General features: G+C 62.5%; 14 protein-coding genes. 5 read left to right on the plus strand and 9 right to left on the minus strand.

Annotated features, from left to right (window positions below; genetic code table 11):
* The 4 genes from BFL43_RS29225 to BFL43_RS00730 form a co-directional block, all read right to left on the minus strand.
* Positions 1-154: DsbA family protein (locus tag BFL43_RS29225; RefSeq protein ID WP_240497983.1), on the minus strand; the 154-nt coding region annotated here is incomplete at its 3' end.
* Positions 155-184: 30 nt separating this feature from the next.
* On the minus strand, positions 185-595 hold the full coding sequence (locus tag BFL43_RS00720) for a DUF302 domain-containing protein (protein WP_084889826.1): 411 nt from the start codon (positions 593-595) through the stop codon (positions 185-187).
* A complete protein-coding gene (locus BFL43_RS00725; protein ID WP_143694995.1) occupies positions 568-864 on the minus strand; it encodes a DUF2892 domain-containing protein in 297 nt (98 codons plus the stop codon). Before BFL43_RS00725 ends, BFL43_RS00720 begins: the two co-directional genes overlap by 28 nt.
* A 28-nt stretch (positions 865-892) precedes the next feature.
* Positions 893-3,046 (minus strand): MMPL family transporter, encoded by a 2,154-nt coding sequence (locus BFL43_RS00730; protein ID WP_084889828.1) that lies wholly within the window; start codon positions 3,044-3,046, stop codon positions 893-895.
* 164 nt (positions 3,047-3,210) lie between these two features.
* Between BFL43_RS00730 and BFL43_RS00735 the strand changes: the two genes are divergently transcribed.
* The gene (locus BFL43_RS00735) at positions 3,211-3,477 is read left to right on the plus strand and encodes a metal-sensitive transcriptional regulator (RefSeq protein ID WP_010843899.1); all 267 of its coding nucleotides are present in this window, start codon (positions 3,211-3,213) and stop codon (positions 3,475-3,477) included.
* A 464-nt stretch (positions 3,478-3,941) separates the two neighbouring features.
* On the opposite strand, the gene BFL43_RS00740 is transcribed toward BFL43_RS00735, so the two are convergent.
* From BFL43_RS00740 to BFL43_RS00755, 4 genes are all read right to left on the minus strand, one after another.
* Complete coding sequence (locus BFL43_RS00740; protein WP_084889830.1) at positions 3,942-5,009, minus strand: BtrH N-terminal domain-containing protein; 1,068 nt, start codon at positions 5,007-5,009, stop codon at positions 3,942-3,944.
* Between the two features lie 133 nt (positions 5,010-5,142).
* Positions 5,143-6,345, minus strand: coding sequence for an FAD-dependent oxidoreductase (locus BFL43_RS00745; protein WP_084889832.1), 1,203 nt, complete (start codon positions 6,343-6,345; stop codon positions 5,143-5,145).
* On the minus strand, positions 6,342-7,730 hold the full coding sequence (locus BFL43_RS00750; protein WP_084889834.1) for a cytochrome P450: 1,389 nt from the start codon (positions 7,728-7,730) through the stop codon (positions 6,342-6,344). The genes BFL43_RS00745 and BFL43_RS00750 overlap by 4 nt, the downstream gene beginning before the upstream one ends.
* A gap of 23 nt (positions 7,731-7,753) precedes the next feature.
* On the minus strand, positions 7,754-8,074 hold the full coding sequence (locus tag BFL43_RS00755) for a 2Fe-2S iron-sulfur cluster-binding protein (RefSeq protein WP_023958962.1): 321 nt from the start codon (positions 8,072-8,074) through the stop codon (positions 7,754-7,756).
* A 120-nt stretch (positions 8,075-8,194) separates the two neighbouring features.
* Between BFL43_RS00755 and BFL43_RS00760 the strand changes: the two genes are divergently transcribed.
* The gene (locus tag BFL43_RS00760) at positions 8,195-9,205 is read left to right on the plus strand and encodes an AraC family transcriptional regulator (RefSeq protein WP_084889836.1); all 1,011 of its coding nucleotides are present in this window, start codon (positions 8,195-8,197) and stop codon (positions 9,203-9,205) included.
* Positions 9,206-9,352: 147 nt separating this feature from the next.
* On the opposite strand, the gene BFL43_RS00765 is transcribed toward BFL43_RS00760, so the two are convergent.
* Positions 9,353-9,943: a TetR/AcrR family transcriptional regulator gene (locus BFL43_RS00765; protein WP_084889842.1), complete on the minus strand. Its 591-nt coding sequence runs from the start codon at positions 9,941-9,943 to the stop codon at positions 9,353-9,355.
* 308 nt (positions 9,944-10,251) lie between these two features.
* Here BFL43_RS00765 and BFL43_RS00770 point away from each other — a divergent pair, with 308 nt between their 5' ends.
* The 3 genes from BFL43_RS00770 (at position 10,252) to BFL43_RS00780 (ending at position 13,665) form a co-directional block, all read left to right on the plus strand.
* Positions 10,252-10,704: a PaaI family thioesterase gene (locus BFL43_RS00770; RefSeq protein ID WP_084889838.1), complete on the plus strand. Its 453-nt coding sequence runs from the start codon at positions 10,252-10,254 to the stop codon at positions 10,702-10,704.
* Positions 10,701-11,918: a cytochrome P450 gene (locus BFL43_RS00775; protein ID WP_084889840.1), complete on the plus strand. Its 1,218-nt coding sequence runs from the start codon at positions 10,701-10,703 to the stop codon at positions 11,916-11,918. The genes BFL43_RS00770 and BFL43_RS00775 overlap by 4 nt, the downstream gene beginning before the upstream one ends.
* A 505-nt stretch (positions 11,919-12,423) precedes the next feature.
* A complete protein-coding gene (locus BFL43_RS00780; protein WP_084889687.1) occupies positions 12,424-13,665 on the plus strand; it encodes an IS701 family transposase in 1,242 nt (413 codons plus the stop codon).
* Positions 13,666-13,669: the final 4 nt, after the last annotated feature.

Consider the following 13,669-nt stretch of genomic DNA (forward strand, 5'->3'; position numbering starts at 1 on the left):
GTTCAGGAACATCTGTGCCCTCGTTGAGCACCGCGAGACTCATCTGCCGCCAATCGATCTCGATGTCGCGGCGCTGCGCGGTGTTGACAAGCCACCGAGACGCGGCCCAGGCGAACGGGCATGCTGGGTCGAAATAGAACGTCACTGCGCTCATCTTTACTCCTTCAAGTGCGGACTGTTGGGTTCAAGCGGATGCTGCGGCTTCCAGCGCAGCGATAGCGGCGGTGAGTTTGGCTGATGCATCGGTGGCCACGGGTTCGAGTTCAGCTTCCCCGGACACCTCAACCATCAGGTCGGGATTCATGGCTTCGACGATCGAGTTCGATGGATTGGCAGGGTCGGTGCGGACCACGACGTTGCACGGCAGAAGTAGTCCGATCTGCCGATTGACCCCCAGTGCGCGGTGCGCCAAAGGTGGGTTACAGGCACCCAGGATCAGGTAATTTTCCATGTCCACGTCGATTTTTGATTTCAGGGTGTCTTTGACGTTGATCTCGGTGAGGATCCCGAAACCCTGCTCGGACAATGCGGCACGGGTACGTGCGACCGCCTCGTCGAACGGGACGGTTAGAACGGTGGAGATGGACAGTGACATAACAGCTTTCCTTCCGGGTGGGGTTTCGTGTTCGGATCTAGTGGAGTTCGGCGCGGCGCGGTAGTCCGAGGCGGTGCATGAGCAGGCTGGCCGGGGCACCAGCCGACGGCGGCGAAGAGCAGCAGGTTCAGTGCTACGAAGGCGGTCAGCAGCAGCCACCAGGTCGAGACGCTGGTGGCCAGGGCCAGGCTCGCGAGAATCATCAATCCTGCCAGGAGTGGCACTGCTCGTTCGACGGTCCACGTGGGTGCGGTTGTTCGTCTGTTCATCGGGTCGTAGGCCTTTCTGGTGGTGTATTCAGTGGGAGAACGAGATCGCGGGCAGGATCTTGCGGAGCCAGGTCGGTGACCACCATGCGGCCCGGCCGGTGAGGCGGAGTAGGGCGGGCAGCAGCATCAGCCTGATGAGTACCGCATCGAGCAGTACAGCCACACCGAGGATGATGCCCATCTCTTTGGGTGGCAACGGGTCTGCCAGTGCGAAGGTGAAGAACACTGCGACCATCACCGCCGCGGCGGCGAAGATGATTCGTCCCGAGTGAGCCATGCCGTCGATCTGTGCAGTGTCGGCATCGCCGGTGCGCTCGTAGTGTTCTTTTGCAGTGGCGAGCAGAAAGACGGTGTAGTCCATGGCGATGGCAAAGATCATCGCGAAGAAGAACACCGGCCCCCAGCCGTCAAGGAAGCCCTGCGGGGTGAACCCGAGCAGCCCGGACAGGTGGCCGTCCTGGAAGATGAGCTTGGCGACACCGAACGCAGCCGCAGTCGACAGGAGGCTGACGACTGTGCCGATCAATGCGATCAGTGGGGCCTGCAGTGAGACCAGGAGCAGGACGAACCCGAGAACCAAGATGATACCGACGATCAGCGGGAAGTAGTCGCCCAGAGCCTGTTGCAGATCGAGGTTCTCGGCCGGGGCGCCGCCGACCAGCGCATTCCCGGGAAGTGCGCTACGCAGGTCATCGACGATGGCGCCGAGTTGGGCATCGGAGGGATCAACTGCGGGCAGTGCTTGCATCATCACGTAGTCGGTGCCGTCGAGCGCCGGCTGCGGCGGGGTGACCATGCTGATTGCGGGTGTCTGTGCAGCTGCGGTGGCAGCCTGCTGTGCCTGGGCCGAGGGTGCGACGATCTGGAGCATGCCGGGGGCGCCCTCGCCCATCTGCTGCTGGACCAATTCGTATCCCTGGCGCACGGGTGCCTCCTCGGGGACCACCGAGATCGAGGGCATGGCGACCTTGAGGCCGATGACCGGGATGGCCAGCGCGATCAGCACGGCCAGCGATCCGAGCGCGAACGGCCATGGGTGGTTGTGCAGAATCTTGCCCCAGCGTTCGAACAGCGGCGAACGGTGTTGCTGGCGTTTGGCGTACGGGAGCGCCGCGGCGTTCACCTTCGGACCCAGTGCACCCAGGGTGGCCGGGAGCAACGTCAACGTGGCCGCGAGGACAAACGTCACCGCCAGCATGATGCCCACGGCCATCGTCCGCACCGCAGGAGCGGGCACCAGCAACACCGCCGACAGGCTCACCAGCACGGTCAGACCCGAGAGCACCACGGCTTTACCGGCGGTGTCCATAGTTTCGGCGACCGCGTGGGTCTTGTTGGTGTGGTTGTTGAGGGCATCCCGGAATCGGGAGACGATGAACAGGGCGTAGTCGATTCCCAGTGCGAGGGCGAACATCATTGCAAAGTTCATGGCCCACACCGAGATCGGCGTGACCTGATTGAGAAGTACCAGACCGCCGGCTGACGCGATGAGGCCGGCGATCGTCAGCAGCAGCGGCAAACCCGCTGCCACGAGCGAACCGAACGCCAACACCATGATCGCCAGAGTCACTGGCCACGAGAACAGCTCGGCCTTGATCATCGCGTCGTGATTGGCCTTGTTGAAGTCGCTCCACAGGGCAGAGGCGCCCGTGGGATACACCTCGACACCATCGCGCGACAGTTCGGTGAGCTCCCCCTTGACCTCGTCGACGGCCCGGACCATGTCATCGGTGTTCGCGTTCGCACCGGCGATCAGGATGCCGGTGTGCTGATCGCGGCTGATCGTCATCCCCGGCTGTGGAGGCACGACATCGCCGAACCGAGAATCATCTACGAAAACAGCCGTCGCATTCGCGATGGTTTCCTGCATCGTCGGACTGTCGATGGTGTCGCGGTCGGAGTGGATGACGACCTGCACCGCAGCCGATGAGTTGCCGCCGAAGTGCTGCTGCGCCAGCTCTCGCACCTGCACCGACTCCGACCCGTTGGCCTGCCAGCCGGCGCCTGCCAAGGAGGAAAACACTGACGGCGCAGCTGCACCCAGGCCGACGAGTACTAACAGCCAGATGGCGAAGACCCATCGGGAACGCCCGGCCATCGCCGCCCCCCAGCGGCCCAGCATGCCGGGCACCGACGTGAGTGGTGAACCGGGCTGGTGAGCGGTGGTCGTGGTGTCCGACATGCGAGAGACCTCCTCAAGGATCTACGTCTAGATACCCTAGGGGGTATCTATGCGGGACCCGACGGTACCCTTGGGGGTATGTTGGAGTCAACCTCTAGTGGCGCGCGAACTCATACCCCCTGGGGTACCCTCATGATGGATGAACACACAGAGAGGCAGGCCCCGTGACTGGTGATGAAGAGGCAATGACGGCAGTACTGAACCGCCTGCGCCGCGCTCAGGGACAACTCTCCGGGGTGATCGCGATGATCGAAGCGGGTCGCGATTGCAAAGATGTAGTGACCCAACTCGCGGCCGTGTCCCGGGCACTCGACCGCGCCGGTTTCAAGATCGTTGCCTCAGGGATGCGTCAGTGCATCAACGGCGCCGACGGTGACCAGGCGCCCTTGACTGAAGCCGAACTGGAAAAACTCTTCCTAGCTTTGGCCTAACTACCTGGCCAGGCGTCGCCCCCAACAGGCACTTGGTCACCTCTGCAGCGCTGACGGAACTAACACCAATGATAGTGCCATGCCAGGTAGCTGAAAGACTCTGTGCCGCAGGGTCTTGCCTTGGCCATACTTGGGACCCCGAGACGTCTCACGCAACTAGTGCAATCAGCGAGAAAGGCCCGCGTTCAGGCAGTCCTGGCTGTTTCATCGGTGGCTTAGGCAGCGCTTCCGGCGGCGTGGGCGCGCCCGTCTGCTACGGGCTCACAACTCGGTGAGCGACCTCGTCCGCATCGGCCGATTTACACGGGTTCGTACCTGAAGACTGCGAGAGTTGTTCATCGAGCTCGAAGCGGCGGATGGCGATGCTGGCCAGACGCGAGGCACATCCTTCTGTACGCGAAGGGTGCCGCTGTTGTAGTGCAGAGAGTACACGCACCGATGTGTGTGTTGGATATGAGCTGAGGTCAGCGTTCTGTTGCCCTCAGCGAGCTCGAAGCGGACTCAAGGGACTCGACCAGGTGCAGTTCGAGTTCTGGCATGCGGCCGGCTGCTATGGCGACACTTTCCGCGCGCGCGTGCGCGTCGACATCGCGTTGGACCCCTGCACGTGCGGTGTTGGTCCATGCCTGTGCACAGCGGTCGGCGGCGATGGCGAGGTCTGCTGTTGCGGGGTCGCCGGTCAGGCGCGCGATGTCGGCGCATCCGTCGGCGAGCAAGCGGCGGAACAGTCCTCCGCCAGTCCCTGCTTTTTCGATGAAGGCGCTTAGGCTGAACAGCAATATCTCGAGCTGGTCTACGGGGAGGTCGGTCCAAATCGGGATGTCGGCCGCGAGTTGAGCGGCCGCAGCTAGGCCTTCGGCGCCCTCGGCCGTTGCAGTCAGGTCGACGATTCCTGGCTGTGACGGGTGCCGCATGCTGGCGGCCGATTGGCTAAACGCTTCTGCTGCCACTTGCGCCAAGTCTGGCAGTTCGTCTGACCACGTGATGCGGTACGTGCAGTGGCGTGTCGGTTGCGGAAAGGATGTCGAGGATCGAGCGCGCGCCAGTGCCTCGAGTGGGACCTGCTGCACCTCGGCGCGGTCATTGTCTACGACGTAGGCGATACCTCTAGCCTCGTCGTAGCCGATAATCACGATGTCGTGTCGACTCATCTGTAGCTGGACCCGCAGGTATGGCAGCTCGGCGATGTCGCCCCATATGAGACTGGGTCTGCCTGTGTCGATCTCGTCGCGGATCCACGACCATCCTTCCTCGGGGTCGTCGGTGGTAAGCATTTGGACCTTCGCACCGAGGCGGCGGGGCAGATCGATCTCGAAGTCGGCGCCTCGGCCCACCAGGTAGAGCGGTGGGACGAGGTCGTCCGATCGGAGGTAGGACAGTCCTAGAGCGCCACCGAGGGCGAACACCAGGCCTTCATCGGGTGGGCCATCCCATCCCAAACCGTGCCAGTGCAGAAGATCGCGCATTGCGCCCGAACCACAGTGTCCCCCCATCCGGTGGGGGTAATCCTCGATCACGGTTGGGCGTTGCATCCGTACTCCTCACGGGGTCAGTCGGTCAGGGCTTGGTCGGGCGGGCAGGCATTGGTCGGCGTTCGTCGCTGGAGGTTTCTTCGGCGCTTGCCGTGTACCTCTCATCGTGCTGGTGAGTCAGGGATGTACTGGGTCATACCGGTATTGGTGAGCTCAGTTCGGTTCGGTCGGTGGGGAGTTGCTGGGTGATGGCCCGTTTACTGAACATGAAGTCCCGCGGTCGGTTGATGCAGTCGGCGGCGAGGAGTTCACCTGCGCGCAGGTAAAAGCACGTGAAGTCGCCATCTCGGGTCGGATCGCCGCGCAGGACGATTTCGTCGTACCCGGAGTTGAGACCGGCGATCTGGAGTTTGAGGTGGTATTGATCGGACCAGAACCATGGAAGCGCGGCTATTTTCTTGTGCTTGCCGCAAATTGTGGCGGCGGCGACTTTGGCCTGCTCGCCAGCGCTCGGCACGGACTCTAAGCGTATGCGGCGGCCGTAGCGGGCCATGTCGTGAATTGCGCAATCTCCGGCGGCCACGATATCGGGGTCGCTGGTGCGTGCTTGGTCGTCGATAACGACGCCGTTGTCCACGGCAAGCCCTGCGGCGGCTGCCAAATCGGTGTTCGGCTCAATACCGATGCCGACGATGACGAGGTCGGCAGGAATTGATTCCCCATCGGCCAGGATCACCTCTCGGACCCTCCCGTCGCCGGACATGGCCTCGACGAGCGTGTCCGTTCTGATGTTGACGCCTTTCTCCCGGTGGATCCGGTCGAAGAATGCCGACACCTCAGGCGCGGTGACACGCTCGAGCACGCGGCCGGTCGCTTCGAGCACGGTGACCTCCAGACCCAGCGCTCGCAACGAGGCCGCCGTCTCGAGACCGATGTAGCCACCTCCGACGATCACGGCGTGGCAACCGGGGCGGGTGGCCTCACGGATCCTGGTGACGTCCGCTGCAGTGCGTAGGTAGTAGACCCCGGCCAGGCCGGCTCCCGTGGTAAGTAGTCGTCGAGGACGGGCACCGGTGCACAGCGCGAGCTTGTCGTACCGCAGTGTGTCGCCGTTATCTAGGATCACATGACTAGCCGCGCGGTCAATCGTTTCTACGGTTGCATCGAGGAGATGGATGCGCTGCTTGGCGTAGAAGTCTGGGCTGCGGATCGCGAGGTCGGCGAGTGCGCTGCGGTCGGCGAGGTAAGCCTTCGATAGCGGAGGGCGATGGTAGGGCAGGGTCGACTCGTCCCCGATGAGAACGATCTCGTCGGCCCACTTTTCCTGGCGCAGGCTGGCTGCGAGCTGGGCGCCGGCGTGGCTGGCCCCGACGATGATGGTTCGCTGCATTGTCATGTGCTCGATTTCGGGGTGAGGCGGACCATCATCTTGCTGATGCCTCGAACGAAGTTGGACTGCACATATTCAGGTTCACCGATGACCTCGATGTTCTCGAAGCGAGGGAGCAGTTCCTCCCAGAGAATCCGCAGTTGCAATTCGGCCAGCCGGTTGCCCATACAACGGTGGACCCCAAAGCCGAAGGAGATGTGGTTGCGGACGTTGGCTCGGTCGATGATGAAGTCATCCGGGCGATCGAACACGCGCTCGTCGCGGTTGCCCGAGGCGTACCACATGACCACTTTGTCGCCCTTGCGAATGAACTGCCCGTTCAGCACGGTGTTGCGTGTGGCGATCCGACGCATGTAGGCCAACGGTGTCTGCCACCGGATGATCTCCGAGTTCATGTTGGGGATCAGGTCGGGGTTTGCTTTGAGCTTCTCGAATTGATCCGGGAACCGGTTCAAGGCGAGCACACCGCCACTCATCGAGTTCCGAGTCGTGTCGTTGCCTCCGACGATCAGCAACAAGAGGTTACCCAGGAACTCCATCGGTCGGTTGATCAAATCCTTGGTGTTGTCGTTGCTTTGCAGCATGGTGATCAGATCGAACCCGGGTTCTTCTCCGGCAGCGGTCCGGGCAGCTTTGTCGTGCCAGTGCTCGCTGAGACCTCGCGCCATCTCGCGCATGCCCACGAAAGTCTCGTCAAGGTCGGACGGACCGCCGTTGGTCTGTTCCATCGAGGTCGCGAGATCTGACCACTCGACGAGCTTGCGACGATGCTCGTACGGAAAGTCCAGGAGAGTCGCGAGCATTCGAGCGGTCAACTCGATCGAGACCCTTTGTACCCAGTCGAACGGCTCGTCCACGGGAAGGTCATCGAGGACCTCTTGGACGCGCGATCGAATCAGCCCTTCCATTTCCCGCAGATTCTTTGGCGCAACCACACCCTGCACGGCGGCCCGCTGCCGGTCGTGGCGTGGCGGGTCCATAGCGATAAACATCGTGATGTCCAGAAAACGAGGCGGGGTCCCGATTACGATCAGTGGTTCGGCGGAGAAGACCTCGTGGTTCTTGTCGACCGCGACAATGTCGGCATGGCGGGTGATGGACCAGAACGGTCCGAACGCACTATCGGGCAGGTAGTGCACCGGCGCTTCGTTGCGCAGGCGTTCATAGTAAGACTGCCAGCGTCCCTGCCGGTAGAGGAAGGGGTTGCTGAGGTCGATGTCGGCGAGGTCGACGTCCTCGACCGGGGGTATGGGGCGCTCGACGAAGATCTTCTCCCCGTCCGTTCTGGTCACCCACCGGCGGGCCTTGTCGTACAGGTGCGCTCCCTGGATCTGCAGATCCACCGGGATGACCGACTGGACTTGTGCGGTGATTGTTTCAGAAACCTTCACGATGACTGTCCGTTCTCTCGTCGTTACAGCTGGTACTCGGGGAGTTCGACGATCAACCCGTCCCACTGCTCAGTTGCCGTCATCTGGCAGGACAGCCGCGAGGTCGGTTGACGCTCGGGGTGCATCGCGAGCATCTCCTCCTCACCTGGGCCAGAGCGTCCGACGTGCTCGGACCACTGCGGATCGACGATCACATGGCAGGTGCCGCATGCTGCCTCACCTCCGCAGTCGCCGTCGATGCCGGGCACCGCGTTGTTGGTCGCGATCCGCATCAATGACTGGCCTGCTTCGACGGGCGCTTGGTGCTTCTCGCCGTCGTAGGAGACAAAGGTGACAATTGCCATAACCAACTCCTGTTACGTTGTCCTTGGTGTGGGGACTACTTCAAAGTGTCGTAGAGCACAAGCGCCGCGGCTATGTTCACTCAAGTCATTAAGTTGTGAATTCGGGTCAGGACTTACCATATGAACAGGGATTCGTTAGTTCCCCCGCTGGTGTTCGTGCAGATGCTCGAGAGCCAGGCGCTCGACCCGGACGCCATCGCGCGGCTTCGCGCCATCATGACTCGCGCGGGCGCTGACGAGGCGACGCTGCTCGAGCGTGACATCCCGGCACCGCTGCAGTGGTTTCGGGAGGTCTATCCCGAGCTCGACATCGACCAGGCAACGCTGCTGGGTTTTGCGTTCGCCGAACAGGCCCGTCTGACGTCGTTTGGAGCCCTGAGTGTTCCGCTGGTCAGTGCGGGCTCGATCACCGAGGTCGTAGAATTACTCACCTACCTGCCGTTGATTTCGACAGCTCTTCGCCCGCAGTTGCATCCTGGTGACCACGGCCTCACGGTCGGGCTCACCGCATACACCGGCGACCGAGCCCTGGACTGCCTTACTGTCACGTACAGCGGCGCAACGTTGTTGCGGCTGCTCGACATGCTCGTCGGTGACGCCCCGACCGTCACACTCCACATGAACTGGTCAGCACCCACCGCCCTGGCCACGCATGAAAACAATCTGGCCGTCGCCGGGCGCCTGCACTTTGACGCTCCGATGTCCTACCTGTACGTCCCCGCTGACACGCTCGACGAGGTGTGCCGGTTCTCCGATCCCCTCGCCTATCGGCTCGCGGTCGCGGACCTGAAACGGACCCTTGACCAGAGAAGCGGAGATGTGTCGTTCTCCGAAAAGGTCCGGCAGCTGTTAGAGAAAGATCCCAGACAGCCCCATAGCCAGTGGGTCGCGGACGAGTTGGCGGTATCGACAAGCACACTCAAGCGGCGCCTGTCTGCGGAAGGGACGACCTTTCGTGAGCTGCGCGAGTCGTGTCTGCGTGAGAACGCGATGCTGATGTTGCTCACCCGATCAATGTCGGCAAGTCAGATCGCCACCGAGCTCGGATACAGCGATCTGACCAGCTTCTCGCACGCCTTCAAGCGGTGGACCGGCCACTCTCCGAGCGAGTTTTTACACTCCCGTCCGTGAGCAATCCCCCCACCCATTGTGATTTGCCGCGGTGTCGGCCTTTTGGCTGTTGGTACTCGTGGGTCTGGGTGCGCTTCGATGCCAGACCAAGCGAGGTCGTAGCACGCGCCTTCGCACACAGTTGGTGCCAAGGGCCGCGATCTTTTGTCAGCCTGGCGCGGGAGGTTCCTCGAGTCCCAGATAGCGCAGTGCAACTCGTGAGATCTGGCGTCCTGTTGTCTGACGATCGCCAGCAGGCAAGACAAGGTGACTCACGGTCAGCCGGACGAGCGCGTCGACTCCGTCAGCGACATCGTCACCGTCCAGTTGCGGAAAGTGCGCGGCGAACCAGCGCACCAGCTCGTGCGAGGCGATCTGCAGCAAAGTGGTCGAGGACGTCAGCAGCGGCAACATCCCTGTGCCGCGTGCGTTTTCCTCGCTGACGTCGGCAGGATTGGATGTCAGGACCGCTTTGAGCAGAGGGCTGGCAGTGGCCTCATCCAGCGTGAATCGCACCGAACAGACGATGGCCTCTGCGGCATCGCCGCTGTGTTCATCGAGAACTCGACGAATCCCCGTCAGGAACCGTTCTCCCTCACGCACCACCAGGGCGTCACCCAACCCCTGCTTGTCCCCGAACTCTTTGTACAACGTCGGCCGAGAGACCCCGACCCGCGCGGCTATCTCAGCCACGCGCACCCGATCCCACCCCTTTTCCACGGTCAACACGTGAGCTGCCGAGAGCACTTGCTCGCGCATGTGCCGTCGGAACGACATGCGCGATGTCTCGCTCGCCATGGCGACACTCTAAACACATGACCGATTTTGTCCATTCTCGACCAGAATGCAGTGTTCAGCGCGGTGCCGCGCCAGGCGGCCCGACGTTGACATTCTAGGTAGATCTGACTGCACTGTTGACAGTTATGGTTCATTTGTAGTGCTGTTACATCAGCGAACTTCCTCGGCCCGATTGGAGCGGTGTGACAGATGACCCAAGTGGGATAACAGGTTCGCCGGATTCACCTGCCGGTCATATCGACCCCGTGTTGGCCGGCTGGGCGGCTGGAATGGTAGCTGACCTGCCCGACGGTACGCAGCTACCTGCGCACTCCCCTGGCTGCCTTGGTTGCGGGCCTGACAATCCTCACGGACATCACCTCGAGGTACATCGCGACGGCGACCGCGTGCATGCGGCGCTCACCTTCGACGAACGCCACGTGGGAGCGCCCGGTATAGCCCATGGCGGTGCGGTGGCCACCGTCTTTGATGACCTGTTCGGATTTACGCTTTTCATCGTCGGCGAGCTAGCCGTCACCCGCTCGCTGCAGGTCGAGTACCTCGCACCCGTGCGACTGGGAACTGACTACACGGTCGTTGCAAAACTGGACCGACGCGAGGGCCGTCGACTCCATGTCGATGCGCACCTATCCGAGCCGGGCGGCCGCGAGATCGCTACGGCATCAGCGTTGTTCATGACGGTGACCCTTGAGCACTTCGTGCGCGCACTCGAGCAGCCATGAGCACCGACGCGAACGGCGCTAGTCTGCTCAGGGAAGCACTTCTAACCGACCACGGCAGTGCTGGCCCCTACGAGTCCTACCAGCGACTACGCACCGCTCATCCAGTCCTACAGACGAGTTCAGGGGTAGTGGTGCTCAGCCGCCACCGCGACTGCGACAGCGCTCTGCGCGACCGCACCTTGGGCAAGGCCGACGAGTCACTGGGGTTTGGGCTCACTGAGGTGCCCGACGCGCTACAGCGCAGAGCCATGCACCGCTTCCGACGCACTATGCTTTTCCGCAACCCTCCCGATCACACCCGGCTTCGCCGGTTGATCACCGACGTCTTCACCACGCGCCACGTCGAGTTGCTGCGCGCCGGTATCGTCGCGACCATCGAGCACCTGCTCAGTGAGATGGCAGGCAAATCGACCGTCGATGTGATAACCGATCTCGCACTGCCCCTTCCCGTGAACGTCATCGGCGATCTGCTCGGCCTGCCCGCCGAAGGACGAGATCTAGCCGCCTACTTGGTCCGCGACCTGGTAGCACCCTTGGAGCCGATGTCCGATGCACAAGCCATTCGGCAAGCGGCCCACGCCGAGGATCAACTGGCCGAATACCTTGGAACGCTGCTCGCAGACAAGCGCATTCACCCCGCCGACGATTTACTCAGCAGACTTGCCGCAGCGCACGGCGAGGACAGACTCGACGACGACGAATGCGTCGGTACCGCAATCTTGCTGTTCGCCGCCGGCTTCGAGACCACCACCAATCTCATCGGCAACGGGCTGGCAGCACTCCTGGCCAACCCTGATCAAGCCGACCTTCTACGCCGACGACCTGCGTTGTCCGCCAATGCTGTCGAGGAGCTCTTGCGCTATGACGCTCCCATTCAGACGAACGGACGTACCGTACTCGAACCGACTCAGATTGCCGGGGTCGACCTTGAGCCAGGCCAGGTCGTACTCATCTTGCTCGGTGCAGCCAATCGCGACCCTGACCACATCACATGCCCCGACACCCTCGACATCACCCGCACTGCCTGGCGGCCGCTGTCGTTCGGTGCAGGCATCCACTTCTGCCTCGGTGCCGCGCTCGCCCGCATGGAAGGCGCGGAGCTGTTTCCGCGACTACTGAACCGATTCCCCGAACTCGCCGCAACTGGAGAGGCGACATGGCGACCGGGGCTCTCGTTCCGCGGTCTGATCTCACTCCCAGTGACCACCCAATGACAACTTCCGCCCCGGCTAACCTCGACAGGCTAGATGAGCCTGCGGCTGCGCAACGCGACGCGTCCGGACGCCCTGCACCCGACCCGGCCTGTGCCCGGTTCGCCGTCCTGCCCAAGACGTCCTCACCAGAGCTGGATACTCGGATTCACTTGTGCGCGTGCAACCTTGGCGCGCTGCCAGGCCCTTGCTGCACACCCGGACAAACCCTTCAGCAGTACCCACCCCAGCCCTGCCCGCCAAGCCCCGAATTGATCTACCAACCCTTCGCCGAAGGTACCCCGGAGGCGCGCACCGTGGCGCCGACCTTCCTGCCGGGTCGGGGTGTCGAACAGGTGAATTGCACGACTAGTACTACAGCCGTAGATAGGTAGTTTCGGCGTGTTTGCGCTGGTAGGCGCGGTTGCCGCGGCATGATCTCGAGTTTGTGAAGACATCCAGATCAGCTGCGGCAACCGCAGCACTGAGGGTAGACCATGAGCGGTGGCATGCGGGCCTGGATGGGTTGTTGGAGTCGTTCTCGTCGCGGTTCGCGCGGGTCGAAGCACGACGCAACGCCGGTGCGCTGGTGCTGGGTTTGCTGGCCGATATAGGTTCCAAGAACTGCTGGACTATCGCCGAACTATCGGGCCATGGCACCCCTGACCGACTGCAGCACTTGCTGTCCCGCGCTAAATGGGACGCTGATCTGGTCCGCGATGACGTTCGCAGCTATGTCATCGACCACCTGGCCGACCCTGATGCGGTGCTTGTCGTTGATGAGACCGGCGACTTGAAGAAGGGCACCAACACCGTTGGGGTACAACGCCAGTACACCGGAACCGCCGGACGCACGGAGAACTGTCAGGTCGCGGTCTACCTGACCTACGCCGCCGCTCGCGGACACACCCTGATCGACCGAGCGCTGTACCTGCCGCAGCACACCTGGGCCACCGACCCGCAGCGAAGGACCAAGGCCGGGGTCCCTGACACGGTCGAGTTCGCTACCAAACCAGCCCTGGCAACCACGCTGGTCGAGGCGGCCCTCGACGCCGACGTTCCGGCCTCGTGGGTCGCTGGCGATGAAGTGTACGGCGCAGACCCGAACCTACGAAAAGCGTTGCACAACAGACAGATCGGCTACGTCCTGGCCGTCGGATGCAATCGGCAGGTCCCCACAGCCGCCGGGAAGATCCGGGTCGATGCCCTTGCTGAGAATCTACCGCCGCGGTCCTGGCACAAGATGTCTGCCGGCGCCGGTAGCAAAGGACACCGCTGGTACTCCTGGGCCTTGATCGCGACCACCGAGCGTCCCGATGTTGGCCTCTGTCACGTGTTGGTGCGGCGCAACGATAGCTCCGGCGAGCTCGCCTTCTATCGCTGCTACAGCCCGGCACCGGTGCCGCTGAACCAGTACGTCCGAGTCGCCGGGCGGCGGTGGACGGTCGAGGAATCGTTCCAGAGCGGCAAAGGCCTGACCGGTCTGGATCAGCATCAAGTGCGGACGTGGACGTCCTGGCACCGCTGGATTACCTTGGTCATGGCTGCGCACGCCTTCCTGGCCGTGCATACCGCCACTGAACGCCTGGCCCAACCCTCAGAACCTGGACTGATCCGGTTGTCGGTCAACGAGTTCCGCAAACTCTTCACGATCCTCGTCCTCACACCACTGCATGCCATCGCTGACCCCCTCCGCTGGTCACTCTGGCGACGAAAACACCAATACCGAGCCCGACAACACCACTATCAACGCAGGTCACAACAACAATGAACCC

Origin of the sequence: Williamsia sp. 1135 (assembly GCF_002095395.1) — a bacterium.
Classification (GTDB): domain Bacteria; phylum Actinomycetota; class Actinomycetes; order Mycobacteriales; family Mycobacteriaceae; genus Williamsia.

Excerpts from the sequence above, each read along its gene's own strand:
- BFL43_RS00720 (WP_084889826.1), bottom strand. The coding sequence starts at position 595 with ATGTCACTGTCCATCTCCACCGTTCTAACCGTCCCGTTCGACGAGGCG.
- BFL43_RS00725 (WP_143694995.1), bottom strand. The coding sequence starts at position 864 with ATGAACAGACGAACAACCGCACCCACGTGGACCGTCGAACGAGCAGTG.
- BFL43_RS00730 (WP_084889828.1), bottom strand. The coding sequence starts at position 3,046 with ATGTCGGACACCACGACCACCGCTCACCAGCCCGGTTCACCACTCACG.
- BFL43_RS00740 (WP_084889830.1), bottom strand. The coding sequence starts at position 5,009 with ATGCAACGCCCAACCGTGATCGAGGATTACCCCCACCGGATGGGGGGA.
- BFL43_RS00745 (WP_084889832.1), bottom strand. The coding sequence starts at position 6,345 with ATGACAATGCAGCGAACCATCATCGTCGGGGCCAGCCACGCCGGCGCC.
- BFL43_RS00755 (WP_023958962.1), bottom strand. The coding sequence starts at position 8,074 with ATGGCAATTGTCACCTTTGTCTCCTACGACGGCGAGAAGCACCAAGCG.
- BFL43_RS00760 (WP_084889836.1), top strand. The coding sequence starts at position 8,195 with ATGAACAGGGATTCGTTAGTTCCCCCGCTGGTGTTCGTGCAGATGCTC.
- BFL43_RS00765 (WP_084889842.1), bottom strand. The coding sequence starts at position 9,943 with ATGCGCGAGCAAGTGCTCTCGGCAGCTCACGTGTTGACCGTGGAAAAG.
- BFL43_RS00770 (WP_084889838.1), top strand. The coding sequence starts at position 10,252 with ATGGTAGCTGACCTGCCCGACGGTACGCAGCTACCTGCGCACTCCCCT.
- BFL43_RS00775 (WP_084889840.1), top strand. The coding sequence starts at position 10,701 with ATGAGCACCGACGCGAACGGCGCTAGTCTGCTCAGGGAAGCACTTCTA.